15 protein-coding genes are annotated in these 21,225 nt (G+C 65.7%); 10 read left to right on the top strand and 5 right to left on the bottom strand.

What is annotated here, in order from left to right:
* Positions 1 to 52 precede the first annotated feature (52 nt).
* The gene (locus tag OHA40_RS11655) at positions 53 to 5,074 is read left to right on the top strand and encodes an amino acid adenylation domain-containing protein (protein WP_330233070.1); all 5,022 of its coding nucleotides are present in this window, start codon (positions 53 to 55) and stop codon (positions 5,072 to 5,074) included.
* A 222-nt stretch (positions 5,075 to 5,296) separates the two neighbouring features.
* Here OHA40_RS11655 and OHA40_RS11650 read toward each other — a convergent pair whose 3' ends face one another.
* Complete coding sequence (locus OHA40_RS11650; RefSeq protein ID WP_330233069.1) at positions 5,297 to 6,277, bottom strand: ABC transporter substrate-binding protein; 981 nt, start codon at positions 6,275 to 6,277, stop codon at positions 5,297 to 5,299.
* 298 nt (positions 6,278 to 6,575) lie between these two features.
* Here OHA40_RS11650 and OHA40_RS11645 point away from each other — a divergent pair, with 298 nt between their 5' ends.
* The 6 genes from OHA40_RS11645 to OHA40_RS11620 all read left to right on the top strand — a co-directional run bounded on the left by OHA40_RS11645 (position 6,576) and on the right by OHA40_RS11620 (position 15,778).
* On the top strand, positions 6,576 to 7,577 hold the full coding sequence (locus OHA40_RS11645) for an AMP-binding protein (RefSeq protein WP_330233068.1): 1,002 nt from the start codon (positions 6,576 to 6,578) through the stop codon (positions 7,575 to 7,577).
* Between the two features lie 186 nt (positions 7,578 to 7,763).
* Positions 7,764 to 9,065, top strand: a complete 1,302-nt coding sequence (gene glyA / locus OHA40_RS11640; RefSeq protein ID WP_330233067.1) for a serine hydroxymethyltransferase — start codon at positions 7,764 to 7,766, stop codon at positions 9,063 to 9,065.
* 61 nt (positions 9,066 to 9,126) lie between these two features.
* On the top strand, positions 9,127 to 12,609 hold the full coding sequence (locus tag OHA40_RS11635; RefSeq protein WP_330233066.1) for a non-ribosomal peptide synthetase: 3,483 nt from the start codon (positions 9,127 to 9,129) through the stop codon (positions 12,607 to 12,609).
* 105 nt (positions 12,610 to 12,714) lie between these two features.
* Positions 12,715 to 12,966: an acyl carrier protein gene (locus OHA40_RS11630; protein WP_330233065.1), complete on the top strand. Its 252-nt coding sequence runs from the start codon at positions 12,715 to 12,717 to the stop codon at positions 12,964 to 12,966.
* A gap of 26 nt (positions 12,967 to 12,992) precedes the next feature.
* Positions 12,993 to 14,609 (top strand): long-chain-fatty acid--ACP ligase MbtM, encoded by a 1,617-nt coding sequence (mbtM, locus tag OHA40_RS11625; protein WP_330234132.1) that lies wholly within the window; start codon positions 12,993 to 12,995, stop codon positions 14,607 to 14,609.
* Positions 14,606 to 15,778 carry an acyl-CoA dehydrogenase family protein gene (locus OHA40_RS11620; protein WP_330233064.1) on the top strand — a complete coding sequence of 391 codons (1,173 nt, stop codon included), beginning with the start codon at positions 14,606 to 14,608 and terminating at the stop codon, positions 15,776 to 15,778. Before mbtM ends, OHA40_RS11620 begins: the two co-directional genes overlap by 4 nt.
* Positions 15,779 to 15,897: 119 nt before the next feature.
* On the opposite strand, the gene OHA40_RS11615 is transcribed toward OHA40_RS11620, so the two are convergent.
* Positions 15,898 to 16,512 (bottom strand): GNAT family N-acetyltransferase, encoded by a 615-nt coding sequence (locus tag OHA40_RS11615; protein ID WP_330233063.1) that lies wholly within the window; start codon positions 16,510 to 16,512, stop codon positions 15,898 to 15,900.
* Positions 16,512 to 16,727, bottom strand: a complete 216-nt coding sequence (locus OHA40_RS11610; protein ID WP_330233062.1) for a hypothetical protein — start codon at positions 16,725 to 16,727, stop codon at positions 16,512 to 16,514. Before OHA40_RS11610 ends, OHA40_RS11615 begins: the two co-directional genes overlap by 1 nt.
* 281 nt (positions 16,728 to 17,008) lie before the next feature.
* Between OHA40_RS11610 and OHA40_RS11605 the strand changes: the two genes are divergently transcribed.
* Entirely contained in the window at positions 17,009 to 18,178 is a 1,170-nt protein-coding gene (locus tag OHA40_RS11605; RefSeq protein ID WP_330233061.1) for an MAB_1171c family putative transporter, read from the top strand.
* Between the two features lie 181 nt (positions 18,179 to 18,359).
* Positions 18,360 to 19,490, top strand: coding sequence for an MAB_1171c family putative transporter (locus tag OHA40_RS11600; RefSeq protein ID WP_330233060.1), 1,131 nt, complete (start codon positions 18,360 to 18,362; stop codon positions 19,488 to 19,490).
* On the opposite strand, the gene OHA40_RS11595 is transcribed toward OHA40_RS11600, so the two are convergent.
* A complete protein-coding gene (locus tag OHA40_RS11595; protein WP_330233059.1) occupies positions 19,439 to 19,879 on the bottom strand; it encodes a nuclear transport factor 2 family protein in 441 nt (146 codons plus the stop codon). The genes OHA40_RS11600 and OHA40_RS11595 overlap by 52 nt on opposite strands.
* Positions 19,880 to 19,987: 108 nt before the next feature.
* A complete protein-coding gene (locus OHA40_RS11590; RefSeq protein ID WP_330233058.1) occupies positions 19,988 to 20,377 on the bottom strand; it encodes a cupin domain-containing protein in 390 nt (129 codons plus the stop codon).
* A 96-nt stretch (positions 20,378 to 20,473) separates the two neighbouring features.
* Here OHA40_RS11590 and OHA40_RS11585 point away from each other — a divergent pair, with 96 nt between their 5' ends.
* Positions 20,474 to 21,130 (top strand): TetR/AcrR family transcriptional regulator, encoded by a 657-nt coding sequence (locus OHA40_RS11585; protein ID WP_330233057.1) that lies wholly within the window; start codon positions 20,474 to 20,476, stop codon positions 21,128 to 21,130.
* Positions 21,131 to 21,225 lie beyond the last annotated feature (95 nt).

Below are 21,225 nucleotides of genomic sequence, written 5' to 3'. Positions count from 1 at the left end.
GCGATACCGCGCCGCCTCAACCCATTCGAATCCACAGCCCGAAGGACCCACCATGTCAGATGAAATTCTCGAGCGTCGCAAGCGGCTGCTCCAGCAGCGACTGCGCGAACGTCAGCTGGCGACGGAGAACCCCGAGCGGATCAGACGCTCGGGCGAACCGGCCACGCTCTCGCCGGCGCAGCAGCGAATGTGGTTCATCCAGACATTCGAGCCGGACGACACCACGCTGAACGTCTGCGTCGGCTACCGTCTCGACGGTCCACTGGACACCGCGCGGTTGCGCGCAGCCTTCGACGCCGTCGTCGCGCGGCACGAAATCCTGCGCACCACATACCATGTCGATGGCGACGGCGACCCGTATCAGGTCGCCCACGCCGATTTGGCCTTGGCATGGCAGCAGCACGATCTCACCGACCTCTCCGAGGACAGCCGAGGTAGACGGCTCGAGGTGCTGGCAAGGCGAGAATTCGCGCGTCCATTCGACTTGACCGACGAGTGCCCGCTGCGCGTAACGCTCGCGCGAACCGGTCCGGCCGAACATGTGCTGGTACTGACCATCCACCACATTGCCTGGGACGACGGTTCCTGGCCGGTCTTCTTCACCGAGCTCAACGCCGCCTACCGCGGCGACGTACTGCCCGAGATCCGATCCCAGTACGTCGATGTGTCACTTGCCGAGGGCGCCGCCTACGACGCGGCAGACCTGGCATACTGGCGCGCTCGGTTGACTCCGCTCCCGGAGCGACTGGAACTGCCAGGCGCACCGAGCACCATCGGCGCCACGCGCAACGCCGACAAGTGCGTGCTGCCGCTGCCGCAGGAGTTACTCGACCGGGTTGCCGTGGTGGGGCGCGATCACTCGGCGACCCCGTTCATGGTGCTACTCGCTGCCTTCCAGGCGCTGATCCATCGGTACACCGCGGCGACGGATTTCCTGGTCGCGGTGCCCGTGACGGATCGTCGCGGTCGCGACGCCGAGGCCCTGATCGGCTACTTCGGCAATACGCTTCCGTTGCGCGCCGAGCTCGATCCGGCGGAAACCTTCGCCGGGCTGGTCGATGCGACGAGGGACGCCGCTATCGACGCGTTCGCCCACCAAGGCGTCGGAGTCGAACGGGTCGTGCGCGAGGTGAGCCCGGATCGGATCGCGGGGCGCGACGGTCTCGCGCACCTCATGCAGCTGAGCTTCAGCGTGCGCGGCGGGGCCAACGGCTTCGATTTGGCCGATGTCGGCTCCACTGAGCTGTCGTTGCGGAGCGCGGTCGCACAGGAGACCCTGGGACTAATGGTCGTCCTGGACGAGGCGGGCGCCCGCGTGGAGGCCACCTACCTCGTCGATGAACTGGACCGGTCGGTGGTAGCCCAATTGCTGCGGCATTATCTGCAGTTGCTCGCCAGCGCGATCCGCGATCCGCGGCAGCCGGTACGCGCTATCGATTTGCTCGGTGCCGCCGACCAGGCCGAGATCATCGCAGCCTCGCGCGGTCCGCTCGTCGACGCGCCCGCGACCACACTGGTCGAACTGGTGCAGCGGCAGGCATCGGCTACTCCGGACCGTATCGCGGTGGTGTCCGATGCGGTCGAGCTCACCTACGCCGCACTGCATCGGCAGGCGAATCGCCTGGCGCACTGGTTCATTCGGCGTGGCGTCGGCGCCGAGCAGCTCATCGCGCTGCGCCTGGCGAACTCTGTCGAATTCATCGTCGCGAGCCTCGCCGTGCTCAAGTCCGGCGCCGCATACCTGCCGATCGATCCCGCCTATCCCGCGGACCGCATCGATTACCTCCTGTCCGATGCGCAGCCGACCCTGTCGTTCGACGCCGCAGGCATCGCCGCCGCGATGGACGAGGCGTCCGCGCTGCCGGAGACCGATCCCACCGACGCCGACCGAACGTCGCCGTTGCGCCCGTCGAACATCGCCTACGTCATCTACACCTCGGGCTCCACCGGCAGGCCGAAGGGCGTGCCTGTCCCGCATGACGCGATCGCCGACCACTTGGTGAACTTCGCCGCCGACTGGGACACCAGCCGCCAAGAGCGTGTGCTGCAGGCGACCTCGGTGAGCTTCGACGCCTCGCTGTCCGATATCTTCCTGCCGCTGATCGGCGGCGCGACCATCGTCGTCCCGAAACCGAACGCCTTCCACGACATCCCGTACGTCACCGAGCTGATCGCCAGACACGGGATCACTGTGCTGCAGATGGTGCCCTCGTTGCTGGCGACCTTCCTGCTGCTTCCGGAGGCGAACGACTGGCGGGCCTTGCGGCACGTCCCGGTCGGCGGCGAGGCACTACCCGGCGAAGTCGCCGATCGGTTCACCGCGCAATTCGACGCCGAACTGCGCAACCACTACGGGCCGACCGAAGCGGTCGTGTGCTCTACGTCCATGCCGGTCGAGGGGCCACAGGGAACCAGGATCGTGCCGATCGGGTTCCCCAACCGCAATGTCTACGTGTATCTGCTCGACGCCTCGATGCGGCTGGTGCCACCGGGCGTGATCGGCGAGATCTATCTCGGCGGATGCCAGCTCGCCCGCGGCTATCTGGATCGGCCCGCGTTGACCGCGGAGCGGTTCGTCGCCGATCCCTTCGTCACCGGCGGCAGGCTGTATCGCACCGGAGATCTCGCCCGGCGAACCGCCAACGGCGAGATCGAATTCATCGGCCGCGCCGACGAACAGGTCAAGGTTCGGGGGTTCCGCATCGAACTCGGCGAGGTCGAGGCGGCGGTGGCCGATCACCCTGGTGTCGCGCAATGTGTCGCTATCGTCACCGAGCACGAGAGGCTCGGTCCGATCCTCGCGGCGTACCTGGTGCCCGCACCGGGTACCGATATCGATATCCAGCAGGTGCGTGCGCGAGTCGTGGGGATACTGCCCGAGCACATGGTCCCCGCGGCGTTCGCCGTGATCGACGAGGTGCCACTGAGCGCGCACGGCAAGCTCGATCGGCGAGCGCTGCCTGCGCCGGTGCTGACGCTGACCCGCCGTTACCGAAAGCCCGAGTCACCCACTGAGATTCGGGTTGCCGCCCTGTACCAGAAGTTGTTCGACGCGGACCGGGTGGGGGCCGACGACTCCTTCTTCGAACTCGGCGGCCACTCCCTGCTCGCGGCTCGGCTGGTGGCCATGGTCCGCGAAGCCTTCGGAATCGACATCGACGTGCGCGTGCCGTTCGACACCCCGACGGTTGCCGGGCTTGCCGCGCATCTGATCGCCCGGTATCGCGATCAGTGCGGTGGGAATCTCGACGAGACGGTGCCGGGTGTCCAGCCGGCCGCCGACAACGCCGCGGTGCCGACGAAACGGGAACGACCCGAACGCGTGCCGCTGTCCTATTCCCAGCGGGCGTTGTGGCTGCGCCGGCGGCTCGAGGGCCCGTTCGGGTGGGAGAACTTCCGGTTCGCCCTACGTTTCGATGGCGAACTCGACATCGCGGCGCTCCGCCAGGCGCTCGGCGACGTCATCGCCCGCCACGAGTCGTTGCGCACGGTTTTCCCCGAGCATGAGGGGACGCCCTATCAGCAGGTGACTCCAGCAGGGCCGGTCGAGCTGTTGCGCACCGTGCTCGGTGGTGACCCGGATGAGGCAGCGGCCCGGCTGGACGAGGCGCTGGCAGCCGAGGCCGAGCACGTCTTCGACCTCGCCGCGGAGTCGCTGGTCCGATTACGGCTGTTCGTCCTCGACGAGCGAACCCATGTGCTCTCTGTCCTCACGCATCACATGGTCACCGACCGGGAATCCTGCCGGGTTTTCATCGAGGACCTCACCGTCGCATACCGGGCGCGGCTGAATGGCGCCTCTCCTTCCTGGCCGGAGTTGGCGCTGCAATTCGCCGATTTCGCCGTGTGGCAAAGGAATACCTTCGACCACGCACCGGGCGGCGACGACCTCAGCGAGTACGGCAAGGCCCAGCTCGACTACTGGCGCGCCACCTTGGCAGATCTCCCGGCAGAGATCGCGGTCGCGCACGACCGCCCACGGCCGGCGCGTCTCGGCCACTCCGGTGTGAGCACGAGCCGAGTCGTTCCTGCCGAGACCTGGCGGGCGTTGCGATCGCTGGCCGAGGCGGCCGGAGTGACCGAGTTCATGCTGTGCCAGGCAGCGGCCGCGGTGCTGCTGCACGCGCTGGGCGGTGGTGACGACGTACCGATCGGCGCGACAGCCGCCAACCGGGCGGGGGCATCGGTCGACCGGCTGATCGGACTCTTCGCCGACATGGTGGTGTTGCGCAACGATCTATCGGACGACCCGACGCTGCGCACCGTGCTCGAGCGGGTGCGCGAATCCTCGCTCAGCGCCCTCGGACATCAGGACGTGCCCTTCGAGCGGATCGTCGAATCGCTCAACCCGCCGCGGGTTCTCGGCCGAAATCCGTTGTTCCAGGTGATCATGCAGTTCGGCCACAGTGCGCCGCCCATCGAGTTCGCTGGCGAGACGATCGTGACCGCGCTCACGCCACGGTATGACGCCGCGTTCCTGGACTTCCACTTGGACTTCCTGGTGGAAGCCGACGGCGAACTGGTGGTGCAGGTCGTGGTCAACTCCGAGCTCTACGACCCGCCCTCCGGCGTGGTCTTCGTCGACACGCTGGTGCGGATCTTGACCACCTTCGCCGCGAAACCCGACATGGCGCTCGGCGAGTTGAACGTCGTGCCGGAGGGCTGGGACACCACGCGGACCGTGGTACGCCATGCGGTGTCCGACGTCGCGGACGTCGCGGCCGAGGCCGGCCCGCCGCGGACCGAGACGGAGCGCACCCTGGTCGCTCTGCTGGAGGAACTGCTCGAGATCACCGATATCGACCGCACGGATGGCTTCTTCGCGCTCGGAGGCGACAGCGTCATCGCGATCCAATGGGCGGCGCGGGCGGGTGCGGCAGGCCTGGCTCTGACCCCCCAGATGGTGTTCGAGCACTTCACTATCACGACCCTGGCCGAGGCTGTGGACGCGGCTGGTGCCGATCGGGCCGCCGCGCCGTCACACGCCGACCTTCGGCACGCGCCCATGTCGGCTTCGGGCTTGTCCGACGATGCGCTGGCCAGGTTGCGTGAATCCTGGTCGGCCCAGGGCTGAGTGTAGGTGGGCCGGTGGCACTTTCGGCGAAGTCCGAATGCCACCGGCGGGCTCGCATGTTATCGGAGGATCGGACGAAGGCCACTGTGCGGCAACGGAGATGAGCGAGGCAGCACCAGGTCTGGGGTGGTCCACCGAATGCGCGGACCGCCCACTGAGCTGTCGAGGGTAAGGCCCAGGGCCCCAGCGGGCAGCGGGGCCCTGGTCGCGTCTTGGTCGTGGTTATTTCGCCGCGGCGGCGAAGGCGGGTTCCAACTTGGTCAGGATGTACGGCACCGACAAGGCGGTCGGCTGGTTGATCGCGCTGATCTCCTGAGTGGTCAGGAACACGACCGAACCCTTTCGCACCGCGGGGAGTTCGGCATATCCGGGCAGCTGCCGGTACTTCTCGTCCATGCCTTCGGAGTAGCCCGCCAACAGCAGGTCGGCCCTCAGTTCGTTGACTCGCTCCGGCGAGAGCGCCAAGCGGCCCTGTGCCGCAGGGAGATCGGTGAGGTTCTTGGGAATGCTCAGGCCCAGCTGCGTGAAGACCTTGCTGGAGCCGTCATTCGGGTCGGTCAGCACCATCAGCTGTGTGGGGCCTGCCAGCCACGTGCTGACAAACGTCCTGCCTGTCAGCCCGGGGTTCGCCTGCTTGATCGCGTTGATCTTGCCTTCCACGTCCGCGATGACCCTGTTCGCCGCGTCCTCTTTACGCAGCACCTTGCCCAGGGTGGTGACCTGTTCCTGCCATGGCGCGACCGACGCCGCGGACAGGCCGGGCAAGGTCGGCGCCACCTTGGAGAGCTCGTCGTAGGTCTTCTGATCGGCGATGAACGGATCGGCCAGGATCAGATCCGGTTCCACAGCCGCGACCTGTTCGGCCAGATTGCCGGTCGTGGTGAGCGCCTTCGCGGTCGCCAGGGACTTCGGCTCCCACGGCGGTGTGCTCTTGGACGCCATCGCAACATTGTCGAGATACGCGACCGGCACGACGCCCAGTGCTAATGCGGTATCCAGCCATTGATTGCCGAGAGCGACGATCTTCTGCGGGGTTCCCTCGATCCTTGTCTCGCCGCGCGCGTGGGTGATGGTCACCGCTTCGCCACCCCGGCCCGAATCGTCGCTCGTCGAGCCACAACTGGCCACTCCGAACGTCAGGGCGCCGGTCAGTACGGCGACTGCCACCTGCGTCCACCTGCGGGACGTCCGAACAGAACTCATCGTTGCACCCTTACCTTCGCGGACTCTCCCGACCGGCTCCCGTGAGCCTCGAATAAGTCAGCCAAGGCTAACCTATCTGAACGAACTTCGAGGCAACCGCACCCCGATGCGTAGGTGAGGCTAGCCTTATCGGAAGGTAGTTTGGTTGGCTTGCCGAATCTCAGTTGAAAGAGAGTGCTGCGCGATGGAGGACGAGGTGCCGGTATCAGTGCAGGCGGGGCTGCTCCGGCGGGCGCCGCGTTGCGCGGGCGGCGCGTGCGCGCGCGGGATATCGATCTGCGTGGTACGGGGCTAGTTCATGTTCACGGCTGCAGAATGTGAACGGCTGGTGGGCGAGTGGGCGAACGGGGTGGAACTGACCGACATCGTGGGCATTGCCGAAGTGTTGCGCCGTGGTCGCCTCGTGCCTCCGCTTCGGACGGTGGTGTGTTGCGATTCCTTGGTCTTCACCTATGGTGATCTGGCCGAATACCTGGGACGCCCGGCATGTGTGGACAACCCGATGCTCGCGGATCTGCTGCGCCTCGTGTCCGATGTCGATGCTGCCACGCGGACTGGAGCCGCGCTGCCATTGACCACCGCGGACGGCCGAACCGTTCTGCTCACCCCAGGCGCGGTGGCCGCCGCCGTCGCCGATCGTCGATCCGTCGCCGCTCATACCCGCGGAAATGGCGATCGCGCAACGGGTTCGGCGGATGTCCGGCTGATCGTCCCGCCCTGGGGCGGTGCGGACCTGCTGATCGAACTGCTGGCTGCGATTGCCGACGGCGCGGCACTGATTCTCGCCACCGAGGAGCCGCGCCACGACCCTTCCGCGCTTGTCGACCTGATCGCCGAGCGCTCGGTCACCCACGTGGTCGCCGACGCGCACACCTTGGCTCGGCTCGGGCATATCGGAGCGACGGCGCTGCCGACGGTGCGGCGCTGGGACGTCACGCAAACCCACAGTCCCGCATCGCTGCCCGAACTGCTGCTGGCGCTCGCATCGGGATCCGTCGGCAGTGTCACCTACCGGGCTACCGCCTACGCAGGTCCGGTTGCCCGCGGCCGGCTCGATGGAACCGGCCGCGTCCGTCCGGTTCCGGGTGCCCGGGTGCTGGTGCTGGACGAATCCCGCCACCCCGTGCCGCCGGGTGTGATCGGCGAGGTCTATATCGGCGGCGCCGCACTCGTCACCGGATTCGCGGACATCACCGACCATTTCGTCGCCGACCCCCACCGGGCGAACGGCCGCTTGTTCCGCACCGGCGACCACGCCCACTGGACCTCCGACGGCTGGCTGGCAGCTGTGACACCCTGAAAATCTGTCTTCGCGGAGTGCGGTGGCGGGCTACCGCACCGCAGCTTTCGGGTTTGTCGCATCAGTTTGGTTAGGCTAACCTATCTGTCATCTGTTCGACTAGCCGAAGGACGCCGAATGTCCACTGGTGACAGTGCCTCCCTATGGAGCGGGCACCGCGACGTGACAACCTCGCAGCATGCGAGAATGCTGCAGGTCGGTGCCGAGAATCTGATCCGGGACGATCCGCGATTGGCTGACCTGCTCGACCGCCAAACTCGGTACCAAGACGAGGTTTTGGCAATGATCGCCTCGGCCAGCATCGCGGGCCCGGCAGTACTCTCCGCGGCCGCGTCCACCTTGTCGAACGTCACGGCCGAGGGGTATCCGGGACGGCGGTATCACTCGGGAACAGGGGTATTCGACGAGGTCGAGGACCTGGCGCGGCAACGGGCCTTGACGGCGTTCGGCGCGCGCTACGTCAACGTGCAGCCACTGTCGGGCTCGTCGGCCAACCTCGCCGCGCTGCACGCTCTGCTGCCGCACGGTGGTCGGCTGTTGAGTCTCGGCCTCGACGACGGTGGGCATCTGAGCCACGGTGCTCCGGTGTCCATTACCGGGCGGACCTACGAGGTGATTCACTACGGCCTCGGCGACACCGGACGCATCGACTTCGATGAGGTGGCCGCACTCGCCGCGGAACATCGCCCCACGGTGCTCATCGCAGGGGCGAGTGCCTATCCGAGAACCGTGGATTTCCAGCGATTCCGGGAGATTGCCGACACGGTTGGCGCCTATGTCATCGCCGATATTTCGCATATCGCCGGGTTGGTGGCTGCCGGCGTGCATCCGAGCCCGATCGACAGTGCCCACATCACGACATCGAGCACGTACAAACAGTTGGGCGGGCCCCGGGGCGGAATAATTCTGTCGGGTCGGGACAGCGAAACGCCCGGCCCGGACGGCCGGACTTCCTTGCGATCGTTGATCGACCGAGCGGTGTTCCCGGGTGTGCAGGGCACACCGGATCCCGCTTCGATCGCTGCCAAGGCGGCCGCGTTCGGATATCTGACGAGCGCTCGATTCCGCCATCTGGCGAAGTTGATCGTGAGCAATGCCCGAGCTTTGGCGATCGCCCTTTCGGGCCGCGGATATCACGTGCTGACCGGTGGGACCGACACGCACATGGTGGTCATCGATCTGCGTCCGTCTCCGGTAACCGGATTGGCGGCGGAACGTGCGCTGCAAGAAGTCGGAATGCTGGTGAACCGCAATCGTGTTCCCGGTGACGACCGTCCGGCCATGGTATCCAGCGGTCTTCGTCTGGGTACCAATATCCTGTCGGCACGGGGGATGGATGCCGCCGATATGCGCGAGTGCGCGGAGCTGCTCGATGGCGTGCTGGGGCAGTTCGATGCGACCGGCCAGCTGATCGCCGGGTCCAGTGTTCTGGCCGACATCTCGGATCGGGTCCGCAAACTTTGTGCGGCGAATCCGCTGACCAGCTGACTCGAAGGTTCCCAGAAGTAGCGCCACCAGATGTGTTGTACGGAAAGAAATGAGCGTTTACATGGCTTCCCAGGTGTTTGATCTTGCCGAACTCCGAGAACTCGTGATCTCGACACTCGAGCTCGATGGCGAGGGCTTGGAAGACGATGCAGATCTCATCTCGCTCGGTGTGGATTCCATCAGAATGATGCGGGTGGCCGGGCGGTTGCGTGCCACCGGTCTGGATGTGAATTTCGCGGAGCTCGCGGCGAAACCGTCTCTGGCGGCGTGGAGTGAGCTGGTATCTGCTCGAATCCGGATTACCGACGAACGCGAACCGTCCGACGACGCCGATGACGTATGTTTTCCGTTGGCGCCGATCCAGCATGCCCTCTGGGTCGGGCGTGGTAACCAATTGGATCTCAGTGGGGTCTCGAGCCATCTCTATGTCGAATTCGACACCCCCCGGTTGGATGTGGATAGACTTCGCCGAGCTGTCGACAAGTTGCTGGCACGTCACGAGATGTTGCGCGTCGCGATCGGAGACGACGGCACCCAGCGTATCTGTGACCTCGAAGCCATTCCCGATCGGCTGACCGTGACCGACCTGGCCGAGTCGGACGACGCGCAAGCCGCCGGTGTCCTGGCGGACATCCGTCGGCGAATGTCATCGCAAAGCCTCGATATCCAGCGAGGCAAAGTCATCGATGTCGCGGTGACGCAACTTCCCGGTTCGTCGTCGAGCCGCTTGCATATCGACCTGGACATGATCGCGGCCGACGCCGCGAGCTATCGAATTCTGGTCGACGATCTGGCACGGTTCTACAACGGCGTGGATCCGGTGCGATCGATCGGGTATTCGTTTCGCGAGTACTTGAAGACGACGACCGGGCGTAACCAGGAGCGCTGGGAGCAGGACAGGGACTGGTGGCGGAGTCGTCTCGACGAGTTGCCGTCGGCTTATTCGCTACCGGTCGTGCCCGAGGCCGAACGAGGTCCGATCCGGACACGCCGGTATGACCACTTGATCGATGGTGAACGCAAAGCAGCGTTGGAGAGCGCGGCTCGGCGCAACAGCGTCACCCCCGCCGCCGCGATGGCAGCAGCCTTTGCCGAAGCTGTGCTGGATTGGTCCGCGGAGGACGATGCCCTCATCAACGTTCCGCTCTTCAACCGGCAGCACGTTGATCCGGATGTCCCCGCAATTGTCGGTGACTTCACTTCGACAGTGCTGCTCGATGTTTCGCAATCAAGGGGCGCAACACTGCACGACAAGGTGACCGCCGTTCAACAACGCCTGCACGAGGTCTGTGCGCATGCCGAGTACTCGGGCATCGAGGTGCTTCGGGATCTGGGGCATAGGCAGGGTACGACCGTGATCGCCCCGGTCGTGTACACCAGCGCTCTCGGGCTCGGGGAACTGTTCTCGCCGGCCGTCCGCGACGAGTTCGGCAAACCGGTATGGCTGATCTCGCAGGGTCCCCAGGTTCTGTTGGATGCGCAGGTCACCGAACTCGACGGCGGGCTGCTGCTGAATTGGGACGTGCGTGCGGAGGCGTTTCCAGCGGGCATGGTGGATGCGATGTTCGATCGCTACCGAGCTCATATCGACTCGTTGATCGATGTCGGCGATTGGACGACAGCGCAATTCACGGCGGGGTTGCCGGCGGCCCAAGCCGCGGTCCGCGCGACCGTCAATCGGACGGCGCAGCCGATGGGTGAGCAACTGCTGCACGAGTCCTTCTTCGTTCGTGCGGCCACCGACGCGGACAAGGTCGCGATCCGATGGTCGGATGCGGCACCGGACCAGGTGCGCACCGCGTCGTACGGCGAACTTGCCGCTTCGGCATCGCGGGTGGCGGGCCGTCTTCGCGAACTCGGCTGCAAGCAGGGCGATCTCGTCGCGATCACGCTTCCCAAGAGCGTGGATCAGGTCGCCGTCGCGCTCGGTGTGCTCGCCGCCGGATGCGCGTATGTCCCGATCAGCGTCGACCAGCCCGAGGCCAGGGTCGAAGCCATCGAGGCGGTCGCGGATATCGCACTGACCATCACGACCGACGAGCGCACCCGGATGCGTGGCGCAAGGACGTTGTCGGTCTCGGACGCGCTTGCCGGTGATCCACTCGCGCAGCCGATACCGGTGACCGGGCGGGACTTGGCATACGTGCTGTTCACCTCCGGCTCGACCGGGGTGCCCAAGGGGGTCGAGGTCGAGCACGGCCCCGCGGCGAACGCGATCATCGATCTTGCCGAGCGGTTCGGGCTGGGGGAGTCCGACAGATCGGTCCACCTCGCATCGCTCGAATTCGACCTCTCCATTTTCGACATCTTCGGGCTGCTTCGACTCGGTGGTTCCGCCGTACTGGTCGACGATCGCTATCGCCGGGATGCCCACCACTGGGCCGACCTGATTCGTGCACACGAGGCGACCGTCCTGAACTGGGTGCCGACCCAGGTCGACATGCTGTTGCACGCAGGTGAACCCGACGCTGTCCGCACCGTGCGCACGGTGCTCGTCGGAGGTGACTGGGTGCCTGCCGAGCTTCCTTCCCGGACTGCGGGCCACATCCCCGGCGTCCGGTTCGCTTCGCTCGGAGGAACCACCGAAAACGTCGTGCACTCGATCGTCAACGATCTTCCCGATTCGCTCGGATCCGACGGTCCGCTGGCGTACGGGATTCCGATGCGCAACATTCACTGCCGGGTGGTGGGCTCGACAGGAGCCGACTGTCCCGACTGGGTCCCTGGCGAACTGTGGATCGGCGGCGTCGGGGTCGCCCGCGGATACCGAGGAGACCCCGAGCGCACCCGATCCCGTTTCGTCTCGCATGAAGGCACGCGCTGGTTTCGTACCGGTGATCTGGCGTACTACTCGCCCGACGGCGTACTTCGATTCATCGGTCGCCGTGACAACCAGGTCAAAGTCAATGGTCACCGTATCGAACTCGGTGAGGTGGAGACCGCCCTGCGGTCGCTGCCGATGGTGCACCATGCGGCCGCTGGTACTGCGGGATCGCCCGTTCGCCTCTGCGCCGCGGTGACCCTGGAGCCCGGTGCCACGGCTTCTTCCGGGGCCGAGGATATCCGGGACGCGTTGGGTGGGCTGCTGCCGGAGCATATGATCCCGTCTTCGATCGAGGTGTCGGGCTCACTTCCACTGACCAATAACGGGAAAATGGACCGTGCGGCACTTCGTCGTGAATTCGAGAAGCTCGCGGCAACCGCCCCGATCGTCGAAACGGATCCGGAGGACTCCTTCGAGGCGGCAGTGTGCACGCTGGTCGCAGAACTGGTCGGACGCCGGACGGTCGGTCCTCTCGACGACTTCTTTGCCGCGGGTGGGACCTCTGTTCTGGCAACGCTGTTCGTCCGTGAACTTCGAGATCGGCTGCCGCTGGTCGACGTTCAGGCAGCGGATGTCTTCTCGGGGCGGAACATTCGAGCAATCGTGCGGCGCGTGCGGGATCGCAACCCGGAGCCGGGACGCCTGGTGCAGGCTGGGGACGCATATCTCGAAATCATGGCCCTCACCGACGAGCAGGTGTTCGAGCTGAACGCAGACTGAGGCTGCGTCGGACTCGTGACTATCTATCGCCACCCGGCCGAGACCCGTTGAGTAGCCAGCCCGCCCAAATGTGCGGATGTGAAGTTTCCACGAGAAAGGTATGACATGTCAGCAACCATCAGCGCGGGTCTCGAAGAGATCTTCCGTGACGAGCTGCAGGTGCGAACCGAGGGTCTCACCAGGGACTCCCATCTCGTCGACGACGCCGGTCTCGACTCGGTGGCCTTCGCGGTAGGCATGGTGTCGATCGAGGATCGATTCGGCGTACGTCTCGATGAGGAGGATCTCCTCGACTGCGACACCGTTGGTGATCTCGAGGATCTCATCGCGTCGAAGTTGGACCAGGTTCCGCAGTGAGCGAGAGCCAGCAGGGAGACGTGCTGATGGCTGTGACGTCGACGAGAGATGTTCTCGCCGAGACCGTTACGGTGGCGCTGCGAGACTCGACGCGGGAACTGGTCATCTGGGATAGTCCCGGAAGACAGTGGCGGCGGTTGACGTGGTCGCAGATCTACCGGATGGGCGAGAGCATCGCCGCGGAGTTTGCCGATCGGGGGGAATCCGGTCCGATCGGCCTGGTCGGTGATCCGAGTGCGGAGTTGGTGGCCTGTGTTGTCGGTGCGTGGCTGGCCGGGAAGAGCATCATCATCGTGCCGGGTCCGATGCGTGGGCTGGAGGGGCGGGAGTGGGCCGCGCACACCGCGGAGCGGCTGCGTTCGGTAGGGGTCACGGTGGTGGTCGGTGCCGCGGACGCGACTGCGGAACTGGCCGCGGCGGCTGCGGGGACGGTGCGGGTGTTGGACGCTGCTGCGGCGGCGTCTACCGGTAGGGTGGCGCCGCAGGGGGTGGTGGAGGACTCTTTGCCTGCGGTGTTGCAGAGCACTGCGGGTTCGACCGGAGTGCCGAAGACCGCGGTTGTTTCGCGGGCGGCGGTGGTCGCGAATACCGGAGCGATCCAGCAGAGGTTGGGTTTGGACGGTCGGGTGGAGGTGGTGTGCAGTTGGCTGCCGCTGTATCACGATATGGGTTTGATCGTGCTGATGAATGGGCTCACGAGCGGCGCCGAGACGTGGCTGGTGCCGAACAAGACCTTCGCTGCGGCGCCGTACCGGTGGTTGAGCTGGCTCAGCGAGAGCCGTGCCACGTTGACCGCGGGTCCCAACTTCGGTTACGACATCCTCGGTCGGTGCGCGGCGAAGGCGGGGTCGGTCGAGCTGTCGTCGTTGCGGATCGCGATCAGCGGTGGTGAGCCGATCGACCCGGTGGGGTTCGACCGCTTTCTGCGGGAGACGGCGCCGTTCGGGTTCGACCCCGCGGCCGCGGTCCCGGCCTACGGTCTGGCCGAATCGGTGTGCGCGGTGACCATGCCTGCCTCTGGGACCGGGGCGCGCTATGACGAGGTCGATGTCGAGACCGAGGGCGGTTCGGGTGTGGTGCGGCGGCGTTACGCGGTCCTCGGGCACCCGATGCCGGGCACTGAGTTGCGGATTGTGCCGTCCTCGGCGGAGGTACCTGCGGTTGTCGGACGGATGGTGGGGGAGATCGAGATCCGTGGTGCGTCGATGATGACCGGGTACCTCGGGGAACCGGCACGCGACCCCGACGAGTGGTTCGCCACCGGTGACCTCGGCTACCTCACCGACGACGGGCTCGTCGTGTGTGGGCGAGCCAAGGAACTCATCATCGTGGCCGGCCGCAACATCTTTCCGATCGAGATCGAGCGGGCGGCAGCGACCGTGGCGGGTGTGCGGGGTGGGGGAGTCGTCGCGGTCGGTATCGAGGGCGGGCCCCGGCCAGGGCTGGTGCTGGCAGTCGAATATCGGGGCAGCGATACCGACGACGCGCGTAAGGAGATCGCTCGGGCGGTCCGGGCGGTGTCGGGTGTGACGCCGGTGGCCACGCACTTCGTTCCGCCGGGCGCACTGCCCCGCACGACATCCGGGAAATTACGCAGGCTGCAAGTGCGACAGTACGTCGAGCAGCAGGGAGTTGGACAATGACAGCAGCCCAGCAGGTACAGCCGCGATCCCTCGAAGACTATCGCGGGTTGTTGGCCGAGGTGTTCGACGACGAGGTAAGCGAGTGGGTGCTGGAGGCCGAACGCACCGAATTGTTCCCCCGCAAATTGCTGGAGAAGATCGGCCACGCTGGTGTCCTCGCCGAGAAGTGGTCCAGCGGAGCGCAACCAGACCTGCCCAGGCATCTGGAACTAGCGTTCGCGCTCGGCCGGCTCGGGTCGGCTGGCATCAGCGTCGGGGTGAGCTTGCATGATTCGGCGATCTCGGTACTGCGTCGATTCGGGCGATCCGATTATCTGAAGGACATCGCCGAACAAGCAATCCGAGGGGACGCTGTTCTCTGCATCGGCGCGTCGGAGGAGTCCGGTGGCTCGGACCTGCAGATCGCCGAAACCGAAATCGCACCGTACGAGGATGGGTATGTCGTTCGGGGGGTCAAGAAGTTCGTCTCCCTGTCGCCGATTTCCGACCATATCCTGGTCGTCGCACGCAGCAAAGACCATGCGGGCAACAACCGGCAGGGCAATGTGGCTGTCGTCTTGGTTCCGACGGATCGGACCACGGTCGGGTCTCGTTACCGCAAGCTGAGTGCGGGTCCACTCGATACCGCGCCGGTCGAGATCGACACATGGGTACCCGCCGAAGCGTTGGTCGCGCGGCCTGGGACCGGACTTGCCGCAATCAGTTGGGGATTGGCGCACGAGCGGCTGTCCATTGCGGCTCAGGTGGCGGCATCCTGCGATCGTGCGCTCGGTATCACGTTGGCTCGCATGCACTCCCGCACCCAGTTCGGAACAACGCTCGACCGTCATCAGGCGCTGCGGCTGCGGATGGCGGATTTGCAGTCCCGGGTCGACCTGTTGAAGTTCGCACTCATCGGAATCGTGGGCGAGGGCCGGATGAACCTCCGTACTGCTGCTGCCGCCAAGGTGACCGCGGCCCGGCTTGGTGAAGAAGTGATGGGTGAATGCCTGCATATCTTCGGCGGTTCCGGATACCTGGTCGATGAGACGCCGCTCGGCCGATGGTGGCGGGACATGAAACTCGCGCGCGTCGGTGGCGGAACCGATGAGATTCTGTGGGAACTGGTGGCCGCCGGGATGAAACCGGATACCACCGGGTATGAGCGGATGCGCACTCAGCTGCTATGACCCCGGTCGGGCGCGGTAGCGTCGGCGGCTGTTGACCAATAGTGCAGCCGGGGACTGGGCATCGCGCCCAGGCTCCGATGACGTTGTATTCGGCAGCTGATCCCTGTTACACCACTACATCACGACATTGCCGAGCTCCGGGGCATTGCGTAGAGCCGGATCCGGCGGTCCGCCAGTTCGTGCTCCCCGAGGAACTCGCAGCCCACGTATTCGCACAGTCTGTGCACGTCTGTATTGCGGTGATCCGGGTCGAAGATAACCCGTTCACAGCGAGGATCGCTGGCGAAGAGGCGTGCGGTGATGCGCGGGAGCATGCGCGGTCCGAAGCCGCGCCGCACGAATCGCTGATCCGTAATCGCGGCATGCAGGCCCAGATCGTCTGGGTGGGCGTCGAAGACGGTGGCGATACAGTCCTGGGCGGGTCGGTAGATCTCCAGGTAGCCGATTGGTCGGTCCCGGAATTCGACGATGCACGGTCGGGAGTATCGGCCCGCACACTGCGCCGCCAGGTTGCCGCGCCATCGCTCTACCGACCAGTCGCTGCGCTCCCAGGTCTCGACCATGTGGGGAAGCGACATCCACTCGGTGACAAGCGCGGCGTCGTCGCCGGCCGGCTCCACGGGTCGAACGGCGAACGGCGGGTCGAGGTTTGGTGTGGACGGTGCGGGCACGGCGAATACTTCGGACGGTGGCCCAGCGACGATCTGCCTGGAGATTATCGAGTCGAACTGCATTACATCTCCCTTAGGGTTGTTCGAGAGCGTCGCGCGAGCCATCGGTCGGCTTCATCGTGCGGATGAGAATCCAGCCGGAGCCGGATGCGATCGTCGTGGTCGCCGATCTCGTCGGCGGGAATGCCGAGTTGTTGCGTGATCGCGGCCCGGACCTGTTCCGGGCCGATCGCCCGCGTATGTCCGGCCGGATTCTCTCGTTGCTGTGCTGGCTCCATCTGCCGCCGTTGTCACTCCTCGATCGCGCCGCATGCCGCGGGCCGACACTGCCGACCGGAAGCCTATCCCAGAATATATAGGTTTGCCTAACCTATTTTTGACGTGGCCGCCTGCTGTGCCGGATCGGCGCACGGATTCCATCTCGTCCAACGCGGTGGGGCACCGCGGACGGTGCGTTATAGCCCGGCGGTTGCCGGTTTGGCTTGGGCCGGACGGGCCTTTTGTGCTGCTTTCGTGCTCGAGTTGGCCTGCCCCGTTCGACGACCTAGTGTCGACCGTGATGAGCACTGTTCCGACTTCGATTGTGGTGTCGGTTGCCGTCTGCCTCGCATTGATGACGGTCGGCCGGTGGCTTTTCGTCAATGACACGATCGCCGATCGGCTGATCAATCGAATATGGAGCTGGATGCTGGTCGCGATCGTGTCGTACGAGGTCGCGTCGGCATGGCATGACCCCGACCTCGCGCGGCGTCTGTTCCTCGGTGTCGGTCTGATGGCCACCGCCAGCTTTTACGGGCTCGCCCGGCTCGTCGGCGGCGCCGACGCCGAAGCTGCCTACCGGCGTCAACGCCGATACGATTCGGCGTTCGCCGCCGTCGGTGTTTCCGTAGTACTGGGCACACCGATTATCCATGGCGCGTTGCGGTTCGACTATGCCGAAGTCGTCTGGACGCTCTCGACGCTTCCGGCGATCTATGGCGGTCTTGTCTTCGGCCGGGCCTGCATCCGCGAACTGCGCGTCGCGGGCACCTCGGCCAGGGAGCGGCTCACTTATGCGGTGTTACTGGCGTTCTCGGTCTACTGGTCGGTCAGCTCGGTGATCATGATCGTCCGCTCGCTCGCCGGTACGCCGCCGAGCGAGCCGGGAAAGGTCTGGGCTGTCCTTGCCTTCCTCATGCTGCTGGCGGTGACCCTCTTCACCGCGATCCCGCTGGTCGTGGTGCTGCTGGCCCGGGCGGGATGGGATCGGGCGGGGCGCACCTGCCGCCGCCTGCGGCCGCTGTGGCGCGACCTGACCGCCACGGTGCCGGAAGTCGTCCTGCTCCACGATCATTCGGCTCCATCGGAATCCGCTGCCCGGCTGTACCGAATGACCGTAGAGATCTGGGACGCACTGCTGCACCTGAAGCCATACCTGCCGGAATCACCTGAGCGCAGCACTGCTGCCGAGATCGGCAACGACGTTCGCGGCTACGCACTCCAACTGGCGCGTGCCGTGCGAGCGAAGCGCGACGGCGATACACCGGCCGTCAACCCGGCCGCTCGAAGCGCGGCACATTCCGAGCCCCGCGATCGGGCCGCGGAATTGCGCTATCTTCTCGAACTCGCCTCTGCATGGTCGAAAGTTGCTGGGGAACAGCCTGGAAATAGCCAGCCGAGTCCCTACTATCTCAACCGCAGGTTCGGCTCAGCCGTCCGCCATCTCACGCCCACAGGACCTCTCCGATAGACGGATTCCCCACGCCCGCACCGGGATTACCTTCCATCCCGATACGAAGTGCCACTTCGAGGAGGCCGTTGTGGCGCGATCGCCCCACAGCGGTTCCGGAGGTCGATCTGCACCCAGCATGGCGCTGCTCTTCCAGCCGCGAGCTGGACGCGGAAAGTCCGACAACCTACTGTCGAGCGCGATGAACGCTGTTCCGGCTTCGGTTCTGATGTCGGTCGCCGTCTTCGTCGGGCTCATGACGATGGGGCGGTGGCTTCTCGTCAACAAGACGAGCACCGATCGGCTGATCAACCGTGCGTGGAGCTGGACCCTCGTCGCTATCCTGCTGTACGAGGCCGCCTCCGCGTTGCATCGTCCCGACCTCGCGCGATGTCTGTACCTCGGCGGTACTCTGATGGCACTCGCCAGTTTTTACGGCCTGGCCCAGCTCCTCGACGGTGCGGATCCGGCGAGCGCGCGCCGACGTCAGCGCCGATACGACTCGATATCGGCCGCCGTCGTCATTTCTCCGATACTCGGGACACTGGTCATCCATGGCGCGTTCGGGATCCACTACGCCGAAGTGGTTTGGACGTTGTCCGCATTTCCTGGGGCATTCAGCGGATTCCTCCTCGGGCGCGCCTGCGTGCGCGAGCTGCGCGTCGCGGGCTCCTCGATCAGTGAAAAACTCACCTACGCGGCATTACTGGCGTTCTCGATCTACTGGTCGGCCTCGTTTGTTAGCATGCTCGGCCGCTCACTTGCTGGTATGAAGCCGAGTGAGACGGGCACCGTCTGGGCTGTCGTGGCCTTCCTCATGCAATTCGCCATCACCATGTTGACTGCGATCCCCCTGGTAACCGTGCTGCTGGCGCGGGCAGGATGGGATCGGACCGGCCGCACCTGCCGTCGCCTGCGACCGCTGTGGCGAGACCTGACCGCAGCGGTGCCGGAAGTCGTTCTGCTCGGTGACCATTCCGCTCCGGGAGAGCCCGCCTCTCGGCTCTACCGGATGACCGTCGAGATCTGGGACGCGCTGCTGCACCTGAAGCCGTTCATGCCCGAATGCCCCGATCCCGGCCCGCCCGCCGAATGCGACAACGAAATGCGTGGCTATGCGCGCCAGGTGGCGCGGGCCGTACGAGCGAAATGTGCCGGCAACCCACCGGCAGCTACCTTCCCCGCTCGGCGTGCGGTGCAGGAGCCCCGCGATCGCGAGGCGGAGTTGCGGTATCTGCTCGAACTCGCGCACGAATGGCCGAAGGCGATCGCGGCCCTCCATTACCCGTTCGATCCTCCACATGCTGCCGCGATTGCCGCGGTGTCCCAGTAGAAGGGGTACACCTCGGCGATTCGGCCGTCGGCGAAGGTGATCGTCTGCAGGATCGCGAAGGAGAGTTCCCGGCCGGTCGCGCGGGCACGCGCGTGCACTTCGGTACGCACCACCGTGGCGTCGCCGGTCGCCAGGAATCGTTGGTCGAGCAGGTCGAACTTCTCCCAGGTGTTGCTCATCGCGAGGAAGAAGCGCTCCATGCCTTCGTGGCCGCGCCAGGTCCCGCCGTACGGCAGGCTTTCGGCCTGATGGAGCACCACGGTAGGGGCGAAAAACGGGGCGAGCAGGTCGAACGAGGCGTTGCCCGGGCCGCCTGCCGCCAGGTATTTCGCCTCGGCCGCGTACATTCCGGTCAGCACGGTCATCGGGTCGGTCGTCGTCCGCGTCATGTCGCCAGTCTGGCGACCGAACGATCGCGGCACCGGCGGTTATCGGACGTCGCGCTGACCAGTCCGATTTCCGCCCACGCATCGTGTGCGGGAATCGATGTGCGCGGGTCAGCTCGCGGCGACGGTCTCCTGGCGGGTGTCCTGGCGCAGGCCGATCGACATGATGTCGGAAGGTTCATCGAGTTCGATGCGGTGCCAGCGGTTTCGGGGAACGACGAACGCGGTGCCCGCGGTGAGGCGGATCATCGACTCGTCATCGGCGGGATGCTCCGGTCGCAGATAGAGCCGCAGTGCGCCGGTCAAACAGCACACTGCCTCGTCGCCGGCGGGGTGGACTTCCCAATGATCGGCGTGCACGTCGGCATCGGATTCGACATGGAAGGTGGCGAGCTGCCAGCCGCCGTCGCCGCTGTTCATGCGCCGTTGCGCGGCTCGCACGTCGCCGGTCGCGTGGAAGTGCAGTCCGAGGTCGAACAGATCGATCGGTGTGGAGGTCATCGCTTTCCTTTCCTTAGTTTTTGTACGTGTATAAAAACTAACCGATGGGTTGCCCCTTGTCCACATCCGTGCGGCTCGATGGGTGATGATGGAGCCATGCCGAGTCCGACATCGCAGCCCCAGCGCACCGGGCGACCTGCGCGGATCTCCCGCGCGGAGATCGTCTCCGTGGCCAACGCGGTGATCGATGCCGAGGGTGTGGAGAAGCTGACCATGCGCCGCCTGGCCGCCGAGCTCAGCTGCACGCCGATGGCGCTGTATCACCACGTCCGAGACAAGGAAGACCTGCTCCGGCTGCTCCTCAACGATTACGCCGACCAGGTGGTCTGGCCGGATCTGCCGGAAGACCCGCAGGAGCGCATCCGCATCGCGGCGCAAGCCATGCACGACGTGCTCGCAGCTCGCCCGTGGATCGTCGAAATCCTCGCCGCCGACGACCTTTTCGGCGTCTCCGCGCTGTGGGTCAGCGAGTCCATCATCGATGGCTTCGTCGCCTGCGGTCTCTCGCTGGAGCGTGCGGTCCAGGCATACCGCACCATCTGGCACTACACGGCGGGCGACCTCATCGTGCGCGCGAGATCCACCCGCCGCGCCGCAGAGAACCGCGCCACCTTTCGCGCCCAGGTCTTCGCCGACCTGGACACCGAAACCTACCCCCGACTGGCCACCCTCGGCCCCGACTACCTCACCCTGACCACCCAGAACACCTACGAACCCGGCCTCCGCGCCCTCATCACCGGCCTGCTCTCGTGACGGGAGTCGAATGGTGGCTCGTGGGTCCTCCCGAACCACCTTTTCACTACGCTCGCTGAGGATTCCACACCCGGCCGGTTATCCACAGAGGCGGG

Origin of the sequence: Nocardia sp. NBC_00508, assembly GCF_036346875.1 — a bacterium.
Lineage (GTDB): Bacteria > Actinomycetota > Actinomycetes > Mycobacteriales > Mycobacteriaceae > Nocardia.
Note: the sequence above shows the minus strand (reverse complement) of the source record. Positions and strands in the feature narration are given on the sequence as shown.

Coding starts and splice junctions, on each gene's coding strand:
- OHA40_RS11655 (WP_330233070.1), top strand. CDS start 53: ATGTCAGATGAAATTCTCGAGCGTCGCAAGCGGCTGCTCCAGCAGCGA.
- OHA40_RS11650 (WP_330233069.1), bottom strand. CDS start 6,277: ATGAGTTCTGTTCGGACGTCCCGCAGGTGGACGCAGGTGGCAGTCGCC.
- OHA40_RS11645 (WP_330233068.1), top strand. CDS start 6,576: ATGTTCACGGCTGCAGAATGTGAACGGCTGGTGGGCGAGTGGGCGAAC.
- glyA (WP_330233067.1), top strand. CDS start 7,764: ATGCTGCAGGTCGGTGCCGAGAATCTGATCCGGGACGATCCGCGATTG.
- OHA40_RS11635 (WP_330233066.1), top strand. CDS start 9,127: ATGGCTTCCCAGGTGTTTGATCTTGCCGAACTCCGAGAACTCGTGATC.
- OHA40_RS11630 (WP_330233065.1), top strand. CDS start 12,715: ATGTCAGCAACCATCAGCGCGGGTCTCGAAGAGATCTTCCGTGACGAG.
- mbtM (WP_330234132.1), top strand. CDS start 12,993: ATGGCTGTGACGTCGACGAGAGATGTTCTCGCCGAGACCGTTACGGTG.
- OHA40_RS11620 (WP_330233064.1), top strand. CDS start 14,606: ATGACAGCAGCCCAGCAGGTACAGCCGCGATCCCTCGAAGACTATCGC.
- OHA40_RS11615 (WP_330233063.1), bottom strand. CDS start 16,512: ATGCAGTTCGACTCGATAATCTCCAGGCAGATCGTCGCTGGGCCACCG.
- OHA40_RS11610 (WP_330233062.1), bottom strand. CDS start 16,727: ATGGAGCCAGCACAGCAACGAGAGAATCCGGCCGGACATACGCGGGCG.
- OHA40_RS11605 (WP_330233061.1), top strand. CDS start 17,009: ATGAGCACTGTTCCGACTTCGATTGTGGTGTCGGTTGCCGTCTGCCTC.
- OHA40_RS11600 (WP_330233060.1), top strand. CDS start 18,360: ATGAACGCTGTTCCGGCTTCGGTTCTGATGTCGGTCGCCGTCTTCGTC.
- OHA40_RS11595 (WP_330233059.1), bottom strand. CDS start 19,879: ATGACGCGGACGACGACCGACCCGATGACCGTGCTGACCGGAATGTAC.
- OHA40_RS11590 (WP_330233058.1), bottom strand. CDS start 20,377: ATGACCTCCACACCGATCGATCTGTTCGACCTCGGACTGCACTTCCAC.
- OHA40_RS11585 (WP_330233057.1), top strand. CDS start 20,474: ATGCCGAGTCCGACATCGCAGCCCCAGCGCACCGGGCGACCTGCGCGG.